This is a genomic window from Alloprevotella sp. oral taxon 473 str. F0040 (genome assembly GCF_000318095.2).
Classification (GTDB): Bacteria; Bacteroidota; Bacteroidia; order Bacteroidales; family Bacteroidaceae; genus Alloprevotella.
In genome coordinates, this window is record NZ_KB290702.1 from 78,820 (window position 1) to 104,263 (window position 25,444).

The window sequence follows — 25,444 nt, forward strand, 5'->3', positions numbered from 1 at the left end:
TAAAATAAAGATAACAATCAAGCCTATGCTTTTCCACTACTCCCCACTCCTCCTCGCCTTGGCCGCAAGTTCGCTCACAGCCTCGGCGGAGACCACAGACCAATATGCGGTGAATTTCGACAAAACTCAGACCATCACTTACAATGGTCGCCAACTCCGCAACGTCAGTCTGCAATCCTCCGATGGCCACCAGTCACACGCAGTGGGTACTCGTCTTGTCTACAACGATTTGACGGCAAACTCTTTCACAGCTCTCCCTGGCGATGTCGTGAAAATCAGTCTTGACTATCAGACCGGTGCGACTCCCTGGATGCACTCCTACGTCTATGTCGATCTCAACAAAGACGGAAAGTTTGCAGCAGACGAACTTCTCAGCTATTCCTACAGCAAGGGGAAGAACTCCCTTGGGCAAAGCATTGCCAACGGAGCTGCAGGTGCAGGCAACTCTCTCCAACCTCCCACCTTCCAGTTGGCGAAGGATCTTGCCGAAGGGCAGTATCGTATGCGCGTAAAAGTGGACTGGGACAACGTCGATCCCGCAGGTGCGAAAGGCGAAGACGGCACAGTCACGGGCAAAAATGGCATCGTCACCAACGGAGGTGCGATAGCCGACTTCACCCTCCACGTACATGCCACCGCATTTCCCCCAATGGCACTCTATCTCGACACCAGACACGCCAACATCTATGCCGAACGCGGTGCCCTCCCCATCCAGCCTCAACGCGGAAAAACTCTCACGCTCCGCATCGTGCCTGTGGAGAACACCTACGAACCCTCGCAGTTGGCGGTGAGATATGGCAAGAACCCCTATGCCCAACAAACTATCAATGGTGAAATCCAATGGAAAGAACAGCCTCTTAAGCCCAACGAAAAAGGCCTCGTGACCCTGCCTGCGGAGATGATGAACGGCAAAGTGCGAGTTATCGCTCACTACCAAGCCACTAAAAACTCCAAATACCTCCCCATCTTCTCCGATGAGTTTGAGGGCGAAGACCACAGCGAGCCCAACACAAAGGTATGGTCGCGCACACCACGCCGGGGCGCTACGTGGAGCCGCTTTTGTTCTAATGACACCGCTGTAGTTTACCTCCGCGATGGTGAGTTGGTTTGCCGCGCCATGGCCACGCCTCAACGCCTCAAAGGCACAGAACCCAAGGAATTCATCTCAGGCGGAATCAAGAGCGAAGGCAAGTTTTCCTTCCTATATGGCCGTGCCGAAGCACGTCTCTTCACAAAACCTCACTCAGGTAACTTCCCCGCATTTTGGATGATGCCACAAGACGGCAGCGCAGGTTGGCCTAACGCTGGAGAAATCGACATTTGGGAGCAAATCAACATGGAGAGTATTTCCTACCACACCCTACACTCTCACTGGACCTTCACTCTCAAGCACAAGGGAGACCCCACCTCTGCAGTGCAAGGTCGCAACATCGACTACAGTCGCTACCACACTTTCGCTGTAGAGTGGACACCCACCCTCATTTCATGGTATGTGGATGGCGAATTCGTGGGAAGTGCACCCAAGAGTAAAGACAGCAATGCTTTGGCCAACGGACAATGGCCCTACACCAAGCCTTTCTATCTGATTCTTAATCAGAGTGTAGGCGATGGAAGTTGGGCTTCTGCTCCCGACCCTAACTTTGTCTACGAAACCCGCTTCGACTGGGTGCGTGTGTATCAAACCGTGGAACAGAATCCCTTGCTCACGGGCATCGAGCGCAATGAGCTTTCTCCCCTCGCCCCCTCGCAAAATGCCGAAGGATATGCCGACAACACAGCCTCTCGCTGGCACGATCTCAGCGGTCGACGTGTCCAGAACTCTTCTTCAGCTCACGGAGTAGTCGTTAGTGCAGAAGGCAAAAAGGCTATTCTCTCCACACGATAACCACTCCCTTCTCTGCCCGCTCACCACACATTGCGGCAGAGATGCCGACAAAGCTCTCCCTAGACTTTGAGCATCGCTTCCTATGGAAAAACAGGATTCTCTTAGCCGAGAGAGAAACACTCAGAGAGTTGTAAAAACATCTCCGAGACATTCTCAAAAAAGTCGGAGAGTTTCCCAAAAAACTCCGAGATATTTTGGACAAAGTCCGAGTTTTTTATAGAAAAATTCCGAGAAACCTTTGTCAGTCTCGGAGAAGTCAGTAAATTTGCAGGCGTAATCGAGAGGGCATCTCGGTTGCGCCTACAATGTTTGGGGTATGGTGTAATTGGCAACACTGCAGATTCTGGTCCTGCCTTTCCTGGTTCGAGTCCGGGTACCCCAACTACTTTCATAATTTTTCAGTTGAAATGCGGCAATGAGACTCGTCTTATTGCCGCATTTTTTGGAATATACAGCCAGTTCTCTCCTTGCAGGACAACGCACCGTCCCGCGATTAGCAGGCATTGTCCCACAATGGAGTTTGTCAATAGCTCAACACAAATACAACTAACGCAACAATTTACACTATAAGTATGAATTACGGTCTCATCATTGGCGGCCTTTTGGGCTTCATCATCTCAGGAGGCAACCTCTACTTCGCGGTTTTCGGAGCTGCCTTAGGCTATTTCTTCAGTCGCTCCTTGCGCATGTTTTCTGGAAGTAAACCACGCCCCTACATCATAGACCCAGGCAACGCCTACTCCCAGGTGTTTCGCGAACGCGACTATCTTGCTCCTCACGACTTTTTCTCCTCGCTCATGGTGCTTACTGCCTATGTGGTTGATGCAGATGGGCGCATTATGCACAGCGAAATGGAACACGTGCGCACCTTTCTTCGCAACAACTTTGGCGAACGTGGGTTGCGCGAGGGGGAAGCTTTGCTGCAACAACTCTTCCAGCACCAACGTGAACTCCGCGACCAACAAGGGCAGGAAGCCTACAACCAACTCGTCCAACAGAGTTGTGTGTTCATCCGCAACCAAATGACGCTAGAAGGTTGTCTGCAACTCGTAGATTTCCTCATCGACATCGCTCGTGCTGACGGCAAAGTGATTGAAATCGAAGTGGAAGCCGTGCGCTATGTGGCACAACTCTTGGGACTTACCGCCAATCAATTTGAAAGTTTGCTCCACATGGGCGAGGATTCTCTCGAATCGGCCTATGCCGTATTGGAGATTTCCCCTAATGCCACAGACGAAGAAGTGAAGCACGCCTACAAACGTCTGGCTCTTCAGCACCACCCTGACCGTGTGGCTTCGCTTGGAGAGGATGTTCGCAAGGCAGCAGAGCGTAAGTTTCAGGAAATTGGCGAAGCTAAAGACAGAATCTACAAAGCGCGTGGCCTGAAGTGATAGAAGTTGGACGTTAGATGTTTGACTTTAGACCTTAGAGATTAGACTTTAGACGTTAGCAGTTAGACGTCTGAAAGTAGACATTAGAGAGTAGGGCATGAAATCCTTGCTACCCATAGCGCAATCATAAAGTCTTATCTAAGATATTAAGCACGACGACATTCGCCCCTCAAACGTCTAAAGTCTAACTTCTAACGTCTAATTTCTAGAATCCTCATAAATAAGTATTGCATTGAAGCCAAGAAGTTTGTAACTTTGCCCCCATCTTTCGGACAAAGTGTAGACATCAGGCTCGGCTTTGGGCATCCCCTCTAGAAAACCTCCCAACAGCCAGCAATACACCTCCATGATTTTTCATCTCTATATATAGAAACACAATGAACATCAAGTCAATTTTTGCCATGGCATTCATGGCTACTGCCCTTGTAGGCACAGCTTTCTCTTTCGTTGCATGCGAAGATGACGAAAAACAAGAAGTAGTTCTCGGTGGAGAAGAGGACGGCACTTTCACCGCCAACCTTGACATTGCTGCAGGTGTAGGACCAAAGGCCATCAAACTGGCTACAGTGAAAGGACAAAAGGTCGTTGTCCTCACACTCAAGTCCTACCAACCTCTCCTCACCATCTCTGGTTACGAAACTGATCTCCCCGAAGGTGCACCCTACAAGCACATTGGCCAGCAACAATACCAACTTCGCAACGTGAAGTCTACGAAACTTGCTGATGGTACACTCCAACTCTCTGGCGAAGAAGAAGTAACGATGAAGCTCCGCATGGTAATGGGCAACCAAACTGCTGCGAATGTTCCTTTCACTGAATACAAGACCAAGGTGAAGACTCAAGGCACATTGAAGAACGGTAAGCTCAATCTCACCACCACCTTCCGTCCTGGCCACATGCCTATGGACATCGTCTACACCTACACTGGCCAACGCTAAACCCATGCTTGCCACATTTGCACAAGCATTGTCCCATCGTGGACTATGCGCGACTCGTGGCCATGGACGATTTCTCCTCAGTGTGCTTCTCCTCGTGGGAAGTGCACTGAGTTTTTCGTCCTGCAACGGGCTTTTTGATGGCATCTACGATCATCCCTCTGCCGATTCATCGGAGCATAATATGGGATTCGTAGCCTATGATGCTACCACGCATCGAGGACGTATCTTGGTGGATGTGGGGAGTTATCAACACTGGACGTATCTCGACCTGCCCAGCCGCACTACTGCAAAGATGGAGGTTCCCTCAAAGCTCACTGGAGAGTGGGATGAGAAATCGGCCATCAGCTATCAGCATGTCACGTGGCCGTCTACCTATCGCACCGATAATATCATCAAGACCGACCCAATGCCTAGTCCCAAAAACTGGTCGTTTGCCTTTCATCACTACGACGTAGCAACTAACCATGGGGCAGCAATGGCCACACAATATCGTTCTCTCGATGAACTTCCTCGCGAAGGGGCAGCGCGCGAATCGCTTTTGTCACAGACTTTCTCGCCCGATGTGTGGACCACTCATCAGAGTTACTATGACCTCACAGGGATTTATCAGTACTACATCGGGTATCAACATGCAGAGCTGAACCCTGTGCTCTCCACCTGGATGGACATGAACGTGATGAACCCTCCTCCTCGCTACACCCTCTCTGGCCTCGTCTATCTGCTCCGCTTGCAAGATGGGTCGGTGGCTGCCCTACATTTCCCCTCGCACATCAATGTTGCGGGACAAAAAGGCTTTGTCACGGTCGATTATATTTGGCCATTTTAGCTCAAAAACTTTAATATGTCAGTTGCTTCTCTCATAGCTCTTGCCCTCACTTCTGCTTCTGTGCCGCAGACCTCTCCCACCGACTCCACGCTCTCTACGGCCGTGGTGACAGGCACTCGCACCCCCAAGCTCTGGGCTGAGACCCCTGTGCCGACTTTCGTCATCGGGCGCAACGACATTCTCCGAAGTGATGCCACGAATCTCCGAGAGCTCCTCACGCACGAACTGCCCAACGTGGAGTTTTCTTACACGCCTTCAGGACACATCAACCTGAATTTTGGCGGATTTAGCGGACAAGGGTTGCTCTTCTTGGTCAACGGCGAGCGCATGGCTGGAGAGACCATGGACAATGTGGACTACTCGCGCATCAATCTCTCGGACGTGGAGCGCATCGAAATCGTACGCGGTGCCTCCTCGGCTCTGTATGGAAGTGCTGCCATTGGGGGAGTGGTAAACATCATCACACGACAACGTCTCAAATCCTCGCGCAACAGTGAGGCTAGTGTGCGATGGGGACGTCACGACAACCGACGTCTCGACTTGAACCTCGGGCACAATCTGGGACGATTCACCCATCTTTTCAACATGCAGCACCAAGCGCAGTCGGGCTATGCCCTACACAATCCCGACGATGTGGCTCTCTTCACCACCTACGCGCTCAATCGTGTGCCAGGACATCGCGTGTGGCAATGGAAAGATCGCTGGATTTGGTCGCCCACCTCGAACTTCCGACTCTCGGCTCGCGCAGGCTATTTCTTCCGAGAGCAAGAACAAGACGCCACTCTAGCCAACCGCTATCGAGACTTTGTGGGAGGCGTGAAAGCCGAATGGAGTGTGTCGCCACAAACTCGCGTGGAACTGGCCTACCACTTTGACCAGTACGACAAATCTGACCTCATTCAAGCCAGCCACCTCGACATCCGCGACTACAGCAACGTGCAACACACCACACGCGCCCTTGTTTCTCACGACTTCGCCCATCTCCTGCCCTCCGACCATGGCTTCACGCTCACAGCAGGCGGAGACTATCTGCGAGACTATCTGATGAGCTATCAGTTTGAAGGCCAATCACGGGTGCAACACTCGGCCGATGCTTTCGTGCAAGCCGACTGGACACTCTCTCCCCATTGGGAAATCTTGGGAGCAGTGCGCTATGATCACTTTTCCCAAGGCCAACACGAGCACCTCACCTCCAAAGTGTCGGCACGCTATCGCCAAGGGGCATTCACCTATCGCGCTGGATATGGGCAGGGATTTCGCGCTCCATCGCTCAAAGAGCTCTATATGCACTACCCCATCAACGGACTTTTTGTGCTGCGGGGCAATGAAAACCTCCGTCCTGAACGCAGTGACAACTTCCATGCCTCGGTCGATTGGCATCGACATCACTGCTTGCTCACGGCTGCTTTCGGCTACAACCTCGTGCGCCAACGCATCACCACCGCACCACCTAGCCAAGAACGCGAAGCTAGCTCGGGACTACCCTACATAGATTACATCAATCTACCTCGACTTCATGCCTTCTCGGCACAACTCTCGGCACAAAACAGTTGGACACTTCGGAAAGGCACAGTCGGACTGCGCCTCAACTATGCCTTCACTCACGAGGAAGCGCAACAAGGCAACTCACTCACGCCCTATCTTCCAGCACGCCCGCACGCCATCACAGCCAGAATCTCCTACGATCTTCCGTGGCGCATCGACAACGCTTGGGGCATCCAGCTTAGCGGTCGCTGGCTGTCGAGCATCCACTCGGAGGAGTACACCGCCAGCACTGGCGCGATGCACGATGTTCACTATCCTGCTTACGCCCTGCTCCGACTAGCCACCACGCTCTCTCTGAATCATGCCTGGCAATTGTCGCTTGCAGCCGACAACGTCTTGAACTATCGCCCACGCATCTACTTTTACAATGCGCCCACCACCGACGGCATTGATGTGCAAGTAGGAGCGACCTATCGATTCTAACATTCCTCCTTTAATCAATCTCTTTGCATCGTGCTAAGTTCAGCCTTGACTGCCGCCGCATGTTCAGAGTCCCTGCAAACATTATCCCAGAATCTGGAAAAGTTCAGACTTGACTGCCGTCGCATTATGCTAAATCCCTGCTAGGATAATTCAAAAATCCTACTGAAGAATCCCCCATATCTGGAGCAGTTATCCCACTTTTTGCCTTAGCCTTGGCTTCCTTGTTGTATCATTTTTGCAACAGAGAGCCAAGGCTAAGGCTGTTTTTAGGCCAGAAAATAGTAATTTTCGTTCAAAGAGTGCCACATTTATTACATGAACCATTTGTGTTATCCTTTGAAACGAATGTGTTATTCACCAATCTCTACCAACATGTACATTTGCAGTATCGAAATTACACAAACATCCCTCACAGAAACTTTCCTCGCGCCACCGACCTAGATTATTCTACGGTCGGAAGATGCGCCCCCCTGCAACGACAAACCTCCGTTGCCCTCATCACTTCCTTACGCTGCTCTAGCGATTTTCCACCATGACCCTCTTGTGTAGTTTCGGTGCCTACCTATCTTTTCCTCTTCTCCCTACCTTATCTGTAAACCATCAGCCTTATGCCCAAGCAATCTTCTCTCACGCTCATTCCCGTGATGCTGGCATTCTTTGCCATGGGATTCGTAGATTTGGTGGGTATTGCCTCCAATTATGTCAAGGCAAGCCTACACCTCACCAACACTGAGGCCAACGTCTTCCCCTCCCTTGTCTTTTTTTGGTTTCTCATCTTTGCCGTTCCCACTGGAATCTTGATGAATAAGATAGGGCGTAAGCGCACTGTGCTCCTCTCTCTCCTAGTCACGGCCGTATCTCTCGCCTTGCCCATCTTCGGCGAAAGCTATGGTCTCATGCTGCTTGCCTTCTCTCTGCTCGGCATAGGCAATGCGCTGATGCAAACCTCCCTCAATCCGCTCATCGCAGGCATGATTCAAGGCGACAAACTGGCTTCTACGCTCACCTTTGGCCAATTTGTCAAGGCCATTGCCTCATTTATGGCTCCCTACATCGCCATGTGGGGCGCACAAGCTGCGATGCCTACGTTTGGACTCGGCTGGCGTGTGCTCTTTCCAGTCTATATGGTTATCGCCATCGCCACCATTTTCTTGCTCGGCTCCACTCACATTGAGGAACAACCCGCAGCGCGTGCCAGCAGCTTAGGAGCTTGTCTGAGTCTGCTCAAACATCCCATTGTGCTACTCTCCTTCATCGGCATCATGTGTCACGTAGGTATTGATGTGGGCACCAACACAACTGCCCCTAAAATCCTTATGGAGCGTTTGAACATCGGACTGGAAGAAGCGGGCTTTGCCACAAGTCTCTATTTTATCTTCCGCACCATAGGTTGTCTCACGGGATCTTACTTCCTGCGTGTCCTATCGCACCGTCTGTTCTTCGGCATTTCGGTCGTGATGATGGCACTTTCCATGCTGGGACTTTGGTGGGGACAGTCCACACTCGTGTTGTATGTGGCCATAGCTTTGGTGGGATATGGCAACTCTAACATCTTCTCGCTCGTATTCTCCCAAGCTCTATTGTCTGAACCCGAGAGGCAGAATGAAGTGTCGGGTTTGATGATCATGGGCTTGTTTGGTGGCACGATATTTCCCCTTCTCATGGGCTTTGCTTCCGATGCTATCGGCCAGATTGGAGCCATTGCCGTGATGGCTGTTGGCGTGGGCTACCTCTTCTTCTACCTGCCTACGATAAAAGCCCAGCGCGCATAATCATTACATCTTCACACAAAACGCCCCTTGCTCTGTGCATGAGCAAGGGGCGTTTTGGCTATTTTTGTCGGCCCAATAGCCATGCGCCACAAGGACGATGGCTAAACAACCAAGACTATCGCTGAGTGTACATCTGTTCGTAGTATTTTTCATACTCGCCCGAAGTGATGTTGTCCATCCACTCCTCGTTATCGAGATACCAACGCACGGTCTTTTCGATGCCTTCTTCAAATTGGAGCGAGGGTTCCCAGCCGAGTTCTTCCTTCAACTTCGTAGAGTCGATGGCATATCTCAAATCGTGGCCAGCGCGGTCGGTGACATAGGTGATGAGATCCAGGTCTTCGCCTTCAGCACGTCCGAGCAGACGATCCACCGTACGCACCACGAGGCGCACGATGTCGATGTTTTTCCACTCATTGAAGCCACCGATGTTGTACGTTTCATTGACAGCACCTTTGTGGAAAATCAAGTCGATGGCGCGCGCATGGTCAATGACATAGAGCCAGTCGCGGACGTTCTCTCCCTTGCCATAGACAGGAAGGGGACGACGATGGCGAATATTATTGATCATCAAAGGAATCAGCTTCTCGGGAAACTGATTAGGGCCATAATTATTTGAACAGTTGGTCACCAACGTGGGCATGCCGTAGGTGTCGTGAAAGGCGCGCACGAAGTGATCACTCGAAGCCTTCGATGCCGAATAGGGAGAGTGCGGATTGTAGGGCGTAGTTTCCACGAAGAAATCATCGCCATAAGGTGCTTCTCCTTCGGGCTTAGTGATGTCGAGTGCGCCATACACCTCGTCGGTAGAGATGTGATAGAAGCGTTTGCCCTCGTAGCGTTCGGGCAGACTTTCCCAATAGTCGCGCGCAGCCTGCAAGAGAGAGAGCGTACCCATCACATTGGTGCGTGCAAAGCAGAGGGGATCTTTGATAGATCTGTCCACGTGACTCTCTGCAGCAAGGTGGATAATACCAGTGATTTGGTGACGTTCCAAGAGCGCACGCACGGTGGGGAAATCGCAAATATCGGCTTTCTCAAACACATAGTTGGGAGCTTGCTCCACATCCTTGAGATTGGCGAGGTTGCCAGCGTAGGTTAAGAGATCGAGACAGACGATTTTTGCCTCGGGATATTTGTTGACAAAGAGACGAACGACGTGGTTACCGATAAAACCAGCACCACCGGTGATGAGGATATTGGGCATTGTAGATTGTATGCTTTAATAGGTTTGTAGAAAGACGTAGCCCTATGCTCCAAATACTTCGTGGAGGCTATCGAGCCAGTGCGGAATCTCTAGTCCAAAAGTGGCTTTGATCTTAGACTTATCGAGCACACTATAGGCAGGACGCTTGACAGGCGAAGGGAATTCATCGGAATGGCAGGGCAACACCTTGCACGTGCTTTCAGGACACATGCGAAGGAGGGCCATGGCAAAATCATACCACGAGCAGGCACCTTCGTTGGAATAGTGATACACTCCCTTATGCTCAGATTTCAACCCCTCATGGTCGATGATGTGCATCAAAGCCGCCGCCAAATCGCGTGCAGAGGTGGGTGTGCCCACTTGGTCAAACACCACCTTTATTTCGGGACGACTGTCGAGCAGACTGAAGATTGTCTTGGGAAAATTCTTGCCAGGCGTGCTGTACAACCAAGCGGTGCGCACAATGATATGCTGGCATCCAGAGGCAATGATGGAGTCTTCGCCCAAAAGCTTCGTACGGCCATAGATGCCAGTGGGCGTTCCCTTCTGACTCTCGGAGCAAGGCGTGTTGTAAGGCTCAGCTCCAAACACATAGTCTGTGGAGATGTGCACCAACCACGCATTTCTTTTGGCCGCTGTCTGAGCCATGTGCGCCACTGCCTGATGGTTGAGCGCATCGGCTAGAGCTTCGTTGGTCTCTGCCGCATCGACGTTGGTGAAGGCTGCACAGTTGATGATGATTTCTCCTTGCACAGCTTCCATGGCTTGAGCAAACGCCTCAGCATCTGTGATGTCTAGGCGATAGATGGGGAGAGCTTCTGTGGAGACTTCGGGGTGCGTGTCGAGAGTGGTGGAAGTGATTTCCGCAGCTCCTTGCACATCGGTGAAGAAGAAACGATGTTGTGGATAGTGGGGAGCCAGAACTTGCAACTCATGACCGAGTTGTCCAGCTGCACCAGTGACGAGAATGTTCATGCGTGGAATGTTTGGGAGAAGACCTTGGGCTAGACGAGTGGTTGCTTTTGCAGTTGCTGTCCACTCTTGCCTAAGTCTTTCGTAGCAGATAGGGCAAAGTTAGCGATTTCCATGGAAACAGACAAGTCAGTCCATAGAGTTTCACATTGATGAAATAGGCTGTTTTTTTCGATAAGTCGGAGAGTTGTCCTAAAAAACTCGGAGAGTTTCAAAAAAGTCTCGGAGTTTTTTAGAAAAATCTCGGAGAACTTTTGGAAAAAGTCGGAGATTTTCTGAGAACTCTCGGAGATTTTGATCGCTTCCCTCGGAAAAGAAAGGGATTTGGCCTCAAAGGGCAAAGAAAAACAGCGCACTACGGCCATGTAAAACCGTGGTGCGCTGGGGATGTGTCAAGGACGAAAATACTACTATCAGCTAGCTTCAAAGTAGCAATCTAGCCGACAAGAGGAAAGATTAGCCCAACTAGAAGAGGAAGTTTGTACAACCTACAACTACTTTGCTGCTGAACGACGGAGGAGAAGCTGGTTGCGCATTTGGCGAAGCAGCACTCTACCGTGATTGCGGAAGGCAAAGAGAGGGATGGTCACACCTACGACCATGGCCATGATGGTGAGGGTACAAGTGATCCAGTTGAAGTTGAAGAGGGCGAAATAGTGATTGAACAAGTCGTCATCGGCCTTGTGTGCCAACAGTTCTACGAGCGACTGGATGCTGCCATAGGCGAACTTACCAGGCACCATGGGGAGGAGAGCTGGGAAAGACAAGGTTTCGGCAGGCGACTTGATTTTGGTGGAAAGGGGAATGGACACGCAGCCGATGACAAGTCCAGCTACGCCGGCAGCCATGGCGATGTGCCAATCGGCAAAGTCCATGAGGAGGAAACGAGTGATGTGGCCGAGTGCGGCAAGAAGGGCACAACCCCAGAAGGTGGAACGAGTGGGATTGCTGATGCTTGCAAATCCGATGCAAGCAATGGCGGCAAAAACACCGTCATTGACGATATCGTAGGTGAGATCTAAAAAGTTTACCATGGGAAGTATGGGATATTCGTGGAAGAATGACTGGGCTTTAGATGGCAGAAGTAGAAGTAGGTTTTTCTACTTGTGGCGGACGTCTAAGCTCTTCATCAAATCATGCGGATGTCAAAAAGGAGAAGGGCGATAACCAATCCCAAGGAGAGGCTCACGGTGATCATCATGGCGTGCACAAAACGGCTCCATGCTGAGAGGTAATGTCCATAGATGAGGTCATTGACAAAGTTGCAGAAGGGCACACCTGGCACAAGGAAGAGTACACTAGTGCCGAGCGCAGTCACAGGAGTGTCGGTGAGTGTGAAGTTTTCTAAGCCATAATGGGAGAAATCCACCAGTCCCACGCAGGAAACTACGGCGGCTACGACACCTGCTACGACGGTGACGGCGCGATAGTCGATTTTCCAGGCCTGGAGTCGCTGTTTGACGAAGAATCCACAGAGAGTTGCGAAAAACACAATGCCAATAGCGGGCCAGTCTCCCTTAAACAAACGGCAGAAAGCGGCATTGGCAGCGGCAGCAAGGAGGAGTACGATCCAGCCATTGAGACGGGGAATCTTTTTTATCTCTTGCAACTTCTCGTTGGCCTCAGAGAGTGTCACTTCTTCGGTGAAGACTTGGTCGGAAAGTCGGCTCAATCGGGTGATGGTGTCGAAGTTGATGCCGGCATGCGCCAAGGGGGAGATGCAGGTGTAGGAGTGTTCGCCCTCTTTGTCCCATAGGGTGAAGAGGACATTGGCAGGCATGATGGTGAAGATGGCTTCTACGTCCCATGCTTCGGCCATTTGCTTGACTTTGCGCTGGATGCGCATGGTGGTGGCTCCGCTAGAAAGGAGCGTACTTGCGTAGTCGCAGAAGAATTTGGCGATGTTTTTGAGCTGATTGTGCACTTCGTGGTCTGTGATCACGGTAGTGTCTACAGGAACATTCGAATTCATTGATGATGAAATTGGATTTGCAAAACAGAACCTCGCCCCGTCATCTCCCGATGTCGTGGTGCGTTGTGCCATGATAGTTTAGGTTGTGGCATGGCGAGGTGCGAGAAAAGCAGTGCTACTTAAGTAGGTTGGCACTTAGGCCTTAGGAGTATTATCCTCTAAAAATGCGCGGTCGTGGTCCACCATGTTTGACTCTTTGGGCTTGCCAGGCTTCATGGTGGTGTGATTCTTCTGACTCTTGAAGAAGCGATAGACCATGGGCATACAATAAAGCAGGAGAGTGAAGAGGATGACGCCCAAGATGACGTAGGGAGCTGCCTCGTGATTGTTGATTTTTAGTCCTTCGAGGATAGGCATAAAATAGAATTTATAAAGGATATATAAGGGGAAAATGCGCAGAAAGGCGCATTTATTCGTCGTTCATCAAGCCATACTTTTTAAGAGAAATGACCGAATTATGGTGCAAAGGTACGTATTTTTCACGAATTATGGGGGAGATGGTTGTGATTTTGTGAAGATAGAGCAAGAGGGCATTGGGAATATTGGGCAACAAAAAATGGAGAAGTTCTGAGGAACTTCTCCATTCATTTTGAATGCTTAGCATTGAGTGGTGATCCGCTTGGGACTCGAACCCAAGACCCATACATTAAAAGTGTATTGCTCTACCAACTGAGCTAGCGGATCCCGGCAAACTTTGCTCGAAAATCTTTAGGTTGTTTCGGCCTCTTTCGAGGTTTCTCAACACTTCCTTGCTGTTTGCGAGTGCAAAGATAGGCACTTTTTCTGATTTGACCAAAGTTTTTGTCGGAAATATGCAATTAAAGGCGGAAATGTCTCGCGGTTAGCATCTAAATATCTGGTAGTTGGGATCTAAAATACAAGACCAACGAGACAAGACGACAAAAGGATAGATCACTTGTCTCTTCACTAAGCATTAGAGGCTATGGGAAGATTTCCGCTTTTCATCTATTTCTCTATCTACCACATCAGTTGGCGGAGGTAGCGAACTGGGACACCATAGTTGAAACTCTGGGTGCCACTCACGCCCGCAAAGTTGATGGCCACGAGCTCTCCCTTAGCATTGAACACAGGAGAGCCACTTGAACCTGGCAACGTGGGAATGCTGTAGAGCAACTTCTCAGAAGACGATTGACTCACATAGCCTTTGTTGAACTGCGCTTGGATGCCTTCTTTCGTCACTGCGAGTTGTGGCCCGAGGTTGTAGCTGAGCATGAAGATCTGCTCGTTTTTGTCATTGCCAAACTTCTGAGCTATTTTCTCTCCAAAGGTATAGTGCGTGAGGGGATCTTTGGAGGGAATGGTGAATATATAGCTACCTTGTGGGGTGATCTGGCTTTTGAGCTGAATCACTGCTAGGTCATGCTCAGCATCCGTGCGGAGGACAGTGCAAGGCATGAAGGAGTTTTTGCCTGTGGGCATGGCATGATTCAACACCACACCTACTTCGTTGTGATAGACCAAGCGGAGACTCTTGAGATTGATGTCGAGCAGTCGGCTCACATTCTTCTCTAGGTTTGCCTTTTCTTTGCGAAGATAGTCCAAGCGTTCTCGAAGTTCCATCAGTTCTGTGTCGTCGCCATAGAAATACTCAATGGCGTTTTCAGCCTCTTCTTCAGACTGACTGACCTCTTGATAGCTTTCAACATAGCTCAACAATATGGCAGAAATGCGCTGACGTAAGGCTTCACTCACGGCTTCTTTCTTGTTTTCTCCATTCACCACGTGATTGTTGGTCACGATTTTCCCATCTCGGCTCACGAAAAAGCCAGTGCCGTAGCCTTCCGTTGGCTTGATTTCGCTCAAATCGTCGGTGAGATTGTCTAGATCATCGGCCTCATCGAAGGAGGTGAAGTAGAGTGACTCCATGCCTGGGATACGAATTTCGTAGTAAGCTCGGTTTTGCACCATCACCACGCCCGAAGCGCAGGTAGTTTGTAGCTCTTTCTCGCTCATGTTGCCGCAGGAAGAGAGTGCAAAAATGCCTAACAGACACGCAAAGAAGGGAATGACGAGGCGCGAAAGAGGAAAAGTGAGATGTGACATATTTGCTGTTTCTAGAAAAGAGATGAAAGATAGTGAGGGGATGTCTGAAGTGCGCTATGAAACTGATGATCGACAACGCCAAATGCTGGGTGCGAGATTAGAAATCAACATAGTTTTTTGCCAAAACGGGGCTAATCCAGTGGCGATAGGTGCGACCGAAATGTTCTTCCACTTGGGGAGTGAAAGCACGGGGCATGGAAGGTGCTGGCACCCCCTCGCCGATGCGCTGCGGACAAACCTCTTCCCAGGCCTCATCCCAGAGGTCGCGCTCTATGAAACTTTGGAGCGTGGCTTGTCCCCCTTCGACAAAGAGCGACTGCACTCCATCGCGGCGCAAGCCTTCAAGCAAGGAGTCGATGTCGGCATAGGCTTGAAATCCGGCAGAAAGCGCACGTTCGTCCACACCACCTAGGACACAGCAGAGCGGCGATGCGCCTGGCCAGCAACGCACATTGAGTTGTGGGGCATCGAGTTGGAAAGTCTTGCGCCCCACTAGGATAGCTTGGTGCGTGGCTCGGAAGTGATGCACGCGCAGTAGGGACGATGGGGAAGAAAGTCGGAGCGGTGCTGCGGACACTTCGCCATTTTCGTCCAGACTCCGCGAGCGGTCGATGAAACCATCGGAGGTGGCAGCCCATTTGAGGGTGATGAAGGGGCGGCGCAGCACGTTTTGGCAGAAGAATTTGCGATTAAGATAGATGCACTCTTCGCGAAGCACGCCCACCGTTACGTCAACTCCCGCTTCTTGTAGCATGGTGATGCCACGTCCACTGACTTTGCGGAAGGGATCTTCCGAACCGATGACACAACGTTTCACCCCGTTTTTAATGATCAAGGCAGAACATGGCGGCGTGCGACCATAGTGTGCGCAAGGTTCTAGAGTGACGTAGATGGTACTCTCGGAGAGGAGTGGACGATCTTCGGGACGAACGGAGCGAAAGGCGTGGACTTCGGCATGACCTTCGCCAGGTCGCACGTGGTATCCTTCGCCTAGGATGCGAGCTTCTTCACCTGTGCCGTGGACAATCACGGCTCCTACCATAGGATTGGGCGCAGTGGTGAGTTCACCTTGTCGGGCTAGTTGGAGACAACGTCGCATCCAGCGTTCATCTTCTGCCTGCGTGGCGCGAGAAACTCCGTTTGCAGAGCTAAAAGTTCCGTTTGCAGAGCAAGAAGTTCCCTTGGCTGGGCTTGAAGCTCCGTTTGCAGAGCTAGAAACTCCATTTACAGAGCTGGAAAGTTCAAGTGCCGCACAGGTTTCACCGACACCCGCACAAGAATCTCCGTAATCAGCGGAGGTATGTGGTAAATCTGACATGAGGTTCTGGGATTTATTCAAACTCAGAGGGCTGGAAAATTCAGAGCACTCCAAAGAATCGGAGTGCTCCAGAGCTAAAATATAGCTTATCGTTCGAGTTTCCAGGTGGCACCGTCCTTGGTGTCCTTCACAGCAAAGCCGAGGGCTGCGAGTTGGTCGCGAATCTGGTCGCTTGTAGCCCAATCTTTGTTGGCCTTTGCCTTAGCGCGCACTTCAAGAAGTAGGTCGATGGCGGAAGAGAATGCGGCTTCGCGGGCTGCATTTCCGCCTTCTTCTGCAGTGAGTCCAAGGATGTCGAAGCAGAATGTGTGGAACACCTCACGGAGTGCCGCAAGGGTTTCGGCAGCAATCGCCATTTTTCCATCCGCCAATGAGTTGATGGTGCGGCAAGCCTCAAAGAGATAGGAAATCACGATGGGGCTATTGAGGTCATCGTCCATGGCATCATAGCAACGCTGGCGCAAATCTGCCACCCACTCCGCAGTCACCACCTCGCCCTTAGGCGTTTCGCCTTCCGCCACGGGAGTGATACGATCGAAAGCACGGAGAGCATCCATCAAACGCTCGAGTCCCTTTTGCGAAGCTAGGAGAGCATCGTTGCTAAAGTCGAGTGTAGAGCGATAGTGTGCCTGCAGGATGAAGAAACGGATGGTCATCGGCGAGAAAGGCTGGGAGAGAAGCTCATGACTGCCCGTGAAAAACTCATCGAGCGTGATGAAATTGTTGTAGCTCTTACCCATTTTCTTGCCGGCAATGGTGATCATGTTGTTGTGCATCCAATAGTGCACCATGGCATGTCCTTGCGAGGCTTGAGATTGTGCGATTTCACACTCATGGTGTGGGAACATCAAGTCCATACCTCCACCGTGAATGTCAAATTCTTCGCCAAGATATTTGCGCCCCATGGCTGTGCACTCGCAGTGCCAGCCAGGAAATCCATCGCCCCATGGAGAGGGCCAACGCATGATATGAGCTGGGCTGGCTTTCTTCCAAAGTGCAAAATCCACTTGGTGGCGTTTTTCGCCCACACCATCGAGTTCGCGACTAGCATCACGCACTTCCTCGAGATTACGGCCGGAGAGAATGCCATATTTATAGTCTTCGTTGTACTTCACCACGTCGAAATAGACCGAACCATTGCTTTCGTAGGCATAGCCAGCGGCAAGGATCTGCTTCACCAGTTCGATTTGCTCGATGATGTGTCCCGTGGCATGAGGCTCGATAGAGGGAGGAAGCACATTGAGTTGTGCCATGGCAGCATTAAAACGATTGGTGTAATACTGGGCTACCTCCATGGGTTCGAGCTGATCTAATCGAGCTTTCTTGGCAATCTTGTCTTCACCCTCGTCGGCATCGTGCTCTAAATGCCCCACATCGGTGATGTTACGGACATAGCGCACGGCATATCCCATGTGTTTGAGGTAACGGAAGAGGAGGTCGAAGGTAATGGCAGGGCGCGCGTGTCCGAGGTGGGCATCGCCATAGACGGTGGGACCACACACATACATGCCTACTCGGCCTTCGTGAATGGGTTTGAAGACTTCTTTAGTGCGAGAGAGGGTGTTGTAGATTTGGAGAGCCATGAACTTGATGCTTATCTTATGGGTCAAAGCAAAGGTACAATCAGATTGCACCTTTGCTCAGTGTTCAGAGTGTTGTGGCACGACCAGACAAAAGACTACAAGTAGCCTGCTTGCAGTGCCAAGTATTTAAGGGAAGAAGTGGAAAACCGGTGTCAGGAATTAGCGATTTACCAGCCTTTTCTTATTCGCTTTTTTAGTGGAAATGGGAGCAAACTTGCCGCCCGTGATTTGTTCCAAGGTGAGAGGTCGGTACATATTGGTGTAGCTCAAGCCTCTGCCATAAGTTTCTTCCTCATAGAAAAAGGCTATGCGGCCATCTTGCTGCTGCACCATGGTGCTGTAGGCACTGAGATGGGTGGACACTTGGAAAGGTCCGCTCCAGTTTTGAGCAAAACCCTTGGCAGTGTTGTATTCACTCTCCGATGAGAGCGCTTTGTAATAGACACCTACGTTGGCGCGTCCAGGACCGAGGGGCACAGACTGCAGAGCGAGGGGCACTTTCTTGCCCGTGGCGCGCTCCACCGCTGGGACGATAAGGATTTCACCATTGGTGCTATTTTCCCGAGCCTTCACGCCTCCTGCCACTTCGGCCGAATGCACAGCAACATTTTCCCAAGTGCCTGTGGCGTTCTTGTGCGACATGTAGTGAAACACATTGAAGAATCGGCCACCATAAGCGCGGCTAGAGAGCACCACATCGCCATTGGGGAGTTCTTCCACCTTAGGTTCGTCACCTTTTGGCGCAGGCGAGGTGTGAATGCTTCCGAGCGCGTGCCATGTGCGTCCGAAGTCATCTGAATAAACCACACGGTTGCCACCAGGACGTGCGCAGAGTGCGGCATAGAGGCGATAGTATTTGCCCACCTTGATGCGACTGCTCTGACAGATGCGGCCACTTCCGAAGAAGAGAGAAGCCACAGGGCCGAGCTGACTTTGGTCGAACAACCCATAAACAGCCTCTGTGATTTCGGCAGGGTGCGACCAAGTGCGCCCGCCATCGGTGCTGTGGAGCACTGCCACGCGGTTGGGATTCTGGCGAGTCGTAGTGCCATGGCCGTACACGGTGTTGCCCGTGACACAAACCACCACAACTTCGTTGCTCTTGCGGTCGGCTACGATGGCAGCATCGCCATAGCCGCACTTGCGACTACCAGTGACTCCATCGCCTTGTGCCAAGACATACTGTGGCGACCACGTATGTCCGTTGTCGTTCGACAGACGATAGCGCAAGTCTACCCGACCAAAACCGATGTCACCTCCGCAGGGACGATAGTCACTCACGGCGATGAGCGTGCCTTTTGGCGTAACCGCGATGGCAGGAATGCGATAAGGCACCATGTCTGCCAAAGTTGGGAAGAGCGGTTGTTCGAAGGCCGTGTAGGCGTTTGCCACTTCTGGCGCATAACGTAAGGAGGTGTCGGCAGGATTGTTCAAGCCGAAGGCGGCAACGTGGCTTTTGTCGAAGGGAGCCAAGGTTTGCGCGCCAGCGGACAACGTAGCCAGCAGACAGAGTGTGGTCAGAGAGAGTGACTTCATATAGGAGATGTATGAAATGATGTTGCGAAATAGAACGTCGGACAGCAGAAGAAGTGGAGTGGTCTTTTTGAGGTCGAATCCCACCTCTTCAGAGCTTTTTGGGCGAATCTGGGAGGAGTGAACAAAAAAAGTCGGACTTTTTCAAAAAACTCTCGGAGATTTTTCAGAAAATGTCGGAGATTTTCCAAAAAAACTCGGAGTTTTTTAGTGCAACTCTCGGACTTTTTTGTTGCCAACTGCAGTAAAAAAGCTTGTATCCTTAGGAAGCAGCCGACGGATTGGCCATTCTTTCAGGCCTCAGACGGGCGTTGCCCGATGCCGACTCCCCGCATACCAACGCTTAACATTCACAGCAAAAATACTATTTTTTGACGAAGCAGGCAAATATCCCCCTATCATTTCACATTTCGGAGGAGAAAAGAGGGAATAATCCACATCTATAAAATCATCGTTTCAAAGAAAGCTAGCCGACTCACTGGACATCTCAACATAAGCAACGCAAAAGCTCCCGACCTCTTTGGAAAGTTCTGCCAACTTCTTGGAAAAAGATAACGATTCTAGACGTTATAGCTCCACAATCTAAAGATTTTGTTGTATTTTTGTGGCAGCAGTTTTCTAATACCAGACTGCCTCAGGCATAAAATGTTATGCCTGACTTCTCTTCCTTCCTTAAGCCTGCAGAAAAGGAGGGAGAGAAAAATTAACTCTGCGGAACACCTTATTTATATTAACGTATAATCTAACCTCAGATGAAAGGTATTCTTTCCTTCTTTCTCGTACTTTTTCTCATGCCGCTCGGCCACGGCATGATGATTCTCATGGAGCACTACTTGCCCCCTACCCCACTCCATTTCGCAGCCTTTGCCATGGGTTTTGTGGGTCTGCTAATGGCTGTGCGCGGTGTCTTTGCAGAAGGCGACACTCGCCAAACGATTTTCGGACTCATCGGAGCATTGCTCTTCTGGACTGGCTGGGTGGAGTTTCTCCTCTTGTATTATGCCCAACGATTTGGAGCACACCCAGAACTGGCGCACGGAGTGGTGAGCACCACTACCACCTATGTCGAAGGTGTGTCTTCGACGGTGATGCACATCAATGGAAAACTGGTGCATGACCTCCGTGAACCTTGGGTGAAAGATTTGGTGCTCACTCGCCCAGAATACTTGATTATGCCCAGTAGCTTCGGTTTTTGGGCGATGTTCATGTTGATTTATGTGTTTAGCATCCGAAGTGGCTGCGATTTCCTCAATTGGATTCAAAAACATCTCTTTAGTCGGAACAAAAACAAGATGGTGTTCCGCCCGATGACTCGCCATGTCTCCATCGTGACGTTCATGGAATTCAATCTCATCATGTGGAGTTGCTATCTCCTGCTCATGTTTTGCTACGATCCTGTCTTTTTGGGCGACCATCATCCCGTGAGTTTAGCCATCGGTCTCGGTTGCGCTGTGGGCGGTGTCTATATGTTGCGCCGTTTGGTGCGGATTCGCGAATGGGGTCGTGCGCTTCGTTTCGCCATTGCCACGGTGATTGTGATCTGGACGCCCGTAGAAATTCTGGGACGAATGAATGTTTTCAACGAAATTTGGGTGGATCCGCTTCATCACATCGTAGAGATGTCGCTCATCTTGTTGTCGTTTGTGGCCCTTTCTGCGGCTCTGGTCATCAACTGGTGGAGAAAACGCAACTGACCTCCTATTTTTTGATACTAATATTCCTCTTTTCATCAAGTGCAACACGGCTCGTTTTGGCGCGCGTGTTGCACTTTTCTACGCCTTATCCCTAAGCTTTCTCTTTTCATTTTCGCAATTGACCGCCAGGAAGCCCTTTTGACGTTTCTTCTTCTCCATTTAGATATATCTTGATTCCTGGGAGTCTTTTTTGGTCTTCATTGGCACAAATCCGAGAGAATCGGCATCTCAAGTTATCAAATTAAGGACTACCTTCTTTTCAAATGTGAATAATTCTAGTAAAACAAGCCTATCTACGAAGATTTTCACTGGGAGTGGCTTGTTTCATCTTTTATGGACAGACAAAAAGGTGTATTTTTGCAGCCGAAAACCAATAACGATTTATTCGTCATTAACAAAGACACGTTACATGTCCAACACAACTCCACTTCTCACCCCTACGCGCAAAGTGATTGCAGGTATGCAATTCCTCTTTGTCGCTTTCGGTGCCACCGTACTCGTGCCTCTGCTCGTGGGTCTTGATCCTTCGACGGCTCTATTCTCGGCAGGCGTTGGTACGCTCATTTTCCACCTCGTCACTAAAGGCAAAGTTCCTATTTTTCTCGGTAGTAGCTTTGCCTTTATTGCGCCCATCGTAAGTGCTACGAAGATCTACGGATTGCAAGGCGCACTCTTCGGACTTCTTGGCGTGGGATTCGTCTATTTTGCCATGTCGGCACTCATTCGTGCCTTCGGCACTAAGTTTATTTCTCGCCTTTTTCCTCCAGTAGTCATCGGCCCTATCATCATGCTCATCGGCCTTTCTCTCGCTCCTGCAGCGGTGAACATGGCGAAGACCAACTGGCTTTTGGCACTTATCGCCTTGGCCACGGCTATCGTGGTGACACTCTATGCGAAAGGCATGGTGAAACTCATTCCCATTTTCCTCGGCATCCTCGTGGGCTATGTGGCAGACCTCCTGCTCGCTGGCGTAGGCCTCAGCGATGGTGTGGACTTCAAGCCCATTGCTGATGCAGCTTGGTTTGCTTTGCCTCAAATCCACTGGCCTGAAAGCTTCTCTTGGGAGCCTATTCTCTTCATGATTCCCGTAGCCATCGCGCCTGTGATTGAACATATCGGCGACGTTTACGTGGTAAACAATGTGGTGGGTAAGAACTTCGTGAAAGACCCTGGCCTTCATCGCACCATGCTCGGCGATGGTTTGGCCTGTGTGTTTGCCGCTCTCGTGGGTGGCCCTCCTGTGACCACTTATTCAGAAGTGACTGGTGCTATGTCACTCACCAAGATTACCGCTCCTGTGGTGTTCCGCATTGCTGCTGTCACGGGTATCGTGTTCTCGCTCATCGGTAAGGTGAGTGCCTTGCTTCGCAGCATCGACCAAGCCATCCTCGGTGGTATCATGCTCTTGCTCTTTGGCACCATCGCTGGTGCGGGTATCTCTAGCATGCTCCACAGCAAAGTGAACCTAGCTTCTTCACGCAACGTGGTAATTATCTCTGTCACTCTCACCACTGGCATTGGAGGTGCAGCCCTCTCTTGGGGTAGTTTTTCTCTCGCGGGTATCGGTCTCTCAGCTGTCATTGCGGTGATTCTCAACCTCGTTCTCCCCGAACGCGAAGAAGACCGTATAGAGACTCCCGAACCTGAACACAACAAGGTGGACTAAACACTCCGACACCACCAGCCTTCCCTGATAAATATCCACGATAATTTTATACCTATTATTGATATGATCCGTAAATTTTTCCTTCTCGCGGCTTTCCTCCTCACTGCAGGTATCGCTGCTCAGGCTCAAAACGTCCAACTCCACTACGACTTTGGCCGTCGCATGTATGATGAGCAAAACGTTCCTGGTGCAGAACGTCCTAATCTGACCACGACTGTTGAGATGTTCCGCCCTGACAAATGGGGTAACACTTTCTTCTTTGTGGATATGAACTATCGCACTGAGGGCGTTACTTTGGCCTACTGGGAAATCTCTCGCGAATTCAAGCTCGGCAACTCTCCCTTCCTCGCTCACGTAGAGTACAATGGTGGCTTGAGCAATAAGTTCACGTTCAACAATGCATACCTAGCTGGTATCACCTATGCTTGGAACCGCAAGGACTATCAAGGTGGCTTCACTGTTACTCCTATGTTCAAGTACTTAGACAAGAAGACCAACCCTGCTTCTTGGCAGCTCACTGGAACTTGGTACTACAACTTTGCAGGCGGCCTCCTAACCACTAGCGGTTTTGCTGACCTCTGGAGCGATCGCAGCTTCGTAGATGGCAAGAACAACCTCGTGTTCATCACCGAACCTCAGCTTTGGCTCAACCTTAACAAGGTGAAAGGTGTAGACCCCAACTTCAACCTCAGCGTAGGTACTGAGTGGGAAATCAGTCACAATTTCGCTATTAGCGACAAACTCACGGTGAACCCCACGCTTGCTGTGAAGTGGACTTTCTAATCTCTGAAAGATAAGTCTAGCTTCCCTTTCTCACTTCCTTATTTTTTATACTCTTCATCATCAGCATTCCTGCTCTGCTCCCATGAGTCAATCAGGAATGCTGCTGATTTTCTCTCCTTCTCATTGGCTAGATTGATTCGGATAGGGTTCATCCCTTTTCAAGCACTACCTTGCTAGCCAATGGCACTTTTGATTATTCATTCACTCATCAACCATACATCTCGTATGCAATTCCTTTATCGTCTCGTGGGCTTCGATCCCACCAAGTACAATCTCCGCACGGAGTTGATGGCAGGTCTCACCACCTTCCTCACCATGGGCTACATTCTTGCCGTTAACCCCGACATTCTCTCTGCTACTGGCATGGACAAGGGCGCAGTATTCACCGCAACTGCACTGGCTTCTGCCATCGGCACACTGCTCATCGCCTTTATGGCAAAGTTGCCCTTCGCACAAGCTCCTGGCATGGGTATCAATGCCTTCTTCGCATTCACTCTTTGCCTCACCATGGGCTACACATGGCAACAATCACTTGCCGCTGTTTTCATTGAAGGTATCATATTTATTGTCCTCACCGCTTTTAATGTGCGCGAGCGTATTGTGAATTGCATCCCCAAGAGTCTGCGTTTCGCCATCTCCGCTGGTATTGGCTTCTTCATTGCCTTCGTAGGTTTGAAGAACTCTGGCGTTATCGTGGCTAACGAAGCCACTTTCGTGTCACTCGGTCACTTCAATGCTACTTCTTCTGTGGCTTGTTTGGGCATCATCCTCAGTGCTGTGCTCATGAAACTCCGTGTGCGTGGTGCACTTTTCTATAGCATCATCATCTCACGCTGATTGGCATTCCCTTGGGCGTGACAAGTCTTGGCGAAAGTTTCACTCCCGTGTCTATGCCTCAGTCCATCGCTCCCACGTTCTTGCAAATGGACTTCTCTAAAGTGCTAAGTGGTGACATGATTCTTACCATCCTCGTGCTCGTATTCATCGACATCTTCAACACCATCGGCACACTCATCGGTGCTGCAGCTAACACTGAAATGATGGACGAAGCTGGCAACGTGAAGAACATCAAGGGCGCAATGATGGCAGATGCCGTAGCTACTAGCGTAGGTGCTATGTGCGGCACTTCTACCGTAACGACTTTCGTAGAAAGTTCTGCGGGTATCGCTGAAGGCGGTCGCACAGGTATGACTGCTCTCTCCACTGCTTTCTTCTTCTTCCTCGCACTCTTCCTCTCTCCGCTCTTCTTGCTCATCCCCTCTGCTGCCACTACTGGCGCACTCGTATTGGTAGGTGTGTTGATGTTGAGCTCGATTAAGGACGTGGATCTTATGGATATCTCCGAGGCTCTTCCTAGCTTCATCACGGTGCTTACCATGGTGCTCACCTACAACATCGCAGAAGGTATGGCACTCGGCCTCATCAGCTACACCCTCGTTAAGGTGTTTACAGGTCGTTTCAACCAAGTGTCTATCACCCTCTACATCGTATCTGGTTTGCTTATCGCACGCTATGTGCTTCAAGCGCTCAACGTATCGGCTGGTATCTAAGCACAGTGCTTCAACATCTCCACTGTGACCTTCGATAGCTCGGTTTAGTCGAAAAACACAAGTAGAAGACTAAATAGAAGAATTTAGAGAATAAAGCTCCTTTTCTCAAGCAAGAGTGGAGATGCTCTCACGACTATTTCCTCATCTATACTAAGCTGGGATTGCCCTTGATGGACAATCCCAGCTTTTTGTTACCCTTGCGGAATAGAATATGCCTACACTTAGACGAAGCATAAAGCATCTTTCTGCATACCTTGTCAAACTATTGGAGCACGATTCCTTCTCCCGCTAAAACTTTTTTCAATCATTTTTTCCTGCACGC

The 25,444-nt window shown here is 50.5% G+C and carries 18 protein-coding genes, 2 tRNA genes and 1 pseudogene; 11 read left to right on the forward strand and 10 right to left on the reverse strand.

Features of this window, described 5'->3' with window-relative positions; all coding sequences use genetic code 11:
* The first annotated feature begins 25 nt into the window (after window positions 1–25).
* The 7 genes from HMPREF9999_RS09770 (at window position 26) to HMPREF9999_RS00310 (ending at window position 8,780) form a co-directional block, all read left to right on the forward strand.
* Complete coding sequence (locus tag HMPREF9999_RS09770; RefSeq protein ID WP_052316439.1) at window positions 26–1,885, forward strand: glycoside hydrolase family 16 protein; 1,860 nt, start codon at window positions 26–28, stop codon at window positions 1,883–1,885.
* Window positions 1,886–2,195: 310 nt separating this feature from the next.
* Window positions 2,196–2,267, forward strand: a tRNA-Gln gene (locus tag HMPREF9999_RS00285).
* Window positions 2,268–2,457: 190 nt separating this feature from the next.
* Window positions 2,458–3,276 carry a DnaJ domain-containing protein gene (locus HMPREF9999_RS10860; protein ID WP_009436225.1) on the forward strand — a complete coding sequence of 273 codons (819 nt, stop codon included), beginning with the start codon at window positions 2,458–2,460 and terminating at the stop codon, window positions 3,274–3,276.
* A gap of 377 nt (window positions 3,277–3,653) precedes the next feature.
* Entirely contained in the window at window positions 3,654–4,214 is a 561-nt protein-coding gene (locus tag HMPREF9999_RS00295) for a hypothetical protein (RefSeq protein ID WP_009436227.1), read from the forward strand.
* Between the two features lie 4 nt (window positions 4,215–4,218).
* The gene (locus HMPREF9999_RS00300; protein WP_009436228.1) at window positions 4,219–5,040 is read left to right on the forward strand and encodes an HmuY family protein; all 822 of its coding nucleotides are present in this window, start codon (window positions 4,219–4,221) and stop codon (window positions 5,038–5,040) included.
* Window positions 5,041–5,055: 15 nt separating this feature from the next.
* On the forward strand, window positions 5,056–7,008 hold the full coding sequence (locus tag HMPREF9999_RS00305) for a TonB-dependent receptor plug domain-containing protein (RefSeq protein ID WP_009436229.1): 1,953 nt from the start codon (window positions 5,056–5,058) through the stop codon (window positions 7,006–7,008).
* 608 nt (window positions 7,009–7,616) lie between these two features.
* On the forward strand, window positions 7,617–8,780 hold the full coding sequence (locus HMPREF9999_RS00310; protein ID WP_009436231.1) for an MFS transporter: 1,164 nt from the start codon (window positions 7,617–7,619) through the stop codon (window positions 8,778–8,780).
* A gap of 115 nt (window positions 8,781–8,895) precedes the next feature.
* Here the strand turns inward: HMPREF9999_RS00310 and rfbB are convergent, their stop codons facing one another.
* The 10 genes from rfbB to HMPREF9999_RS00370 form a co-directional block, all read right to left on the reverse strand.
* Complete coding sequence (gene rfbB, locus HMPREF9999_RS00315; RefSeq protein ID WP_009436232.1) at window positions 8,896–9,987, reverse strand: dTDP-glucose 4,6-dehydratase; 1,092 nt, start codon at window positions 9,985–9,987, stop codon at window positions 8,896–8,898.
* A gap of 42 nt (window positions 9,988–10,029) precedes the next feature.
* Complete coding sequence (gene rfbD, locus HMPREF9999_RS00320; protein ID WP_009436233.1) at window positions 10,030–10,962, reverse strand: dTDP-4-dehydrorhamnose reductase; 933 nt, start codon at window positions 10,960–10,962, stop codon at window positions 10,030–10,032.
* 491 nt (window positions 10,963–11,453) lie between these two features.
* Window positions 11,454–11,993, reverse strand: coding sequence for a threonine/serine exporter family protein (locus HMPREF9999_RS00330; protein WP_009436235.1), 540 nt, complete (start codon window positions 11,991–11,993; stop codon window positions 11,454–11,456).
* Window positions 11,994–12,088: 95 nt separating this feature from the next.
* Entirely contained in the window at window positions 12,089–12,931 is an 843-nt protein-coding gene (locus tag HMPREF9999_RS00335; RefSeq protein ID WP_009436236.1) for a threonine/serine exporter ThrE family protein, read from the reverse strand.
* Window positions 12,932–13,066: 135 nt separating this feature from the next.
* The gene (locus HMPREF9999_RS00340) at window positions 13,067–13,288 is read right to left on the reverse strand and encodes a hypothetical protein (RefSeq protein ID WP_009436237.1); all 222 of its coding nucleotides are present in this window, start codon (window positions 13,286–13,288) and stop codon (window positions 13,067–13,069) included.
* A 251-nt stretch (window positions 13,289–13,539) separates the two neighbouring features.
* A tRNA-Lys gene (locus HMPREF9999_RS00350) sits at window positions 13,540–13,615 on the reverse strand.
* Window positions 13,616–13,909: 294 nt separating this feature from the next.
* Window positions 13,910–14,995: a trypsin-like peptidase domain-containing protein gene (locus HMPREF9999_RS00355; RefSeq protein WP_044062762.1), complete on the reverse strand. Its 1,086-nt coding sequence runs from the start codon at window positions 14,993–14,995 to the stop codon at window positions 13,910–13,912.
* 97 nt (window positions 14,996–15,092) lie between these two features.
* Window positions 15,093–16,313, reverse strand: a complete 1,221-nt coding sequence (gene ribD / locus HMPREF9999_RS00360; RefSeq protein ID WP_009436241.1) for a bifunctional diaminohydroxyphosphoribosylaminopyrimidine deaminase/5-amino-6-(5-phosphoribosylamino)uracil reductase RibD — start codon at window positions 16,311–16,313, stop codon at window positions 15,093–15,095.
* 86 nt (window positions 16,314–16,399) lie between these two features.
* On the reverse strand, window positions 16,400–17,896 hold the full coding sequence (cysS, locus tag HMPREF9999_RS00365; RefSeq protein ID WP_044062763.1) for a cysteine--tRNA ligase: 1,497 nt from the start codon (window positions 17,894–17,896) through the stop codon (window positions 16,400–16,402).
* 159 nt (window positions 17,897–18,055) lie between these two features.
* Window positions 18,056–19,432: a sialidase family protein gene (locus HMPREF9999_RS00370; RefSeq protein ID WP_052316440.1), complete on the reverse strand. Its 1,377-nt coding sequence runs from the start codon at window positions 19,430–19,432 to the stop codon at window positions 18,056–18,058.
* Window positions 19,433–20,181: 749 nt separating this feature from the next.
* Between HMPREF9999_RS00370 and HMPREF9999_RS00375 the strand changes: the two genes are divergently transcribed.
* The 4 genes and pseudogenes from HMPREF9999_RS00375 (at window position 20,182) to HMPREF9999_RS00390 (ending at window position 25,122) form a co-directional block, all read left to right on the forward strand.
* Complete coding sequence (locus tag HMPREF9999_RS00375; RefSeq protein WP_009436247.1) at window positions 20,182–21,123, forward strand: hypothetical protein; 942 nt, start codon at window positions 20,182–20,184, stop codon at window positions 21,121–21,123.
* 409 nt (window positions 21,124–21,532) lie between these two features.
* A complete protein-coding gene (locus HMPREF9999_RS00380) occupies window positions 21,533–22,789 on the forward strand; it encodes a uracil-xanthine permease family protein (RefSeq protein ID WP_009436248.1) in 1,257 nt (418 codons plus the stop codon).
* A gap of 63 nt (window positions 22,790–22,852) precedes the next feature.
* On the forward strand, window positions 22,853–23,572 hold the full coding sequence (locus HMPREF9999_RS00385) for a DUF5020 family protein (protein ID WP_009436249.1): 720 nt from the start codon (window positions 22,853–22,855) through the stop codon (window positions 23,570–23,572).
* 225 nt (window positions 23,573–23,797) lie between these two features.
* Window positions 23,798–25,122 (forward strand): annotated as a pseudogene (locus tag HMPREF9999_RS00390) (NCS2 family permease).
* Window positions 25,123–25,444 lie beyond the last annotated feature (322 nt).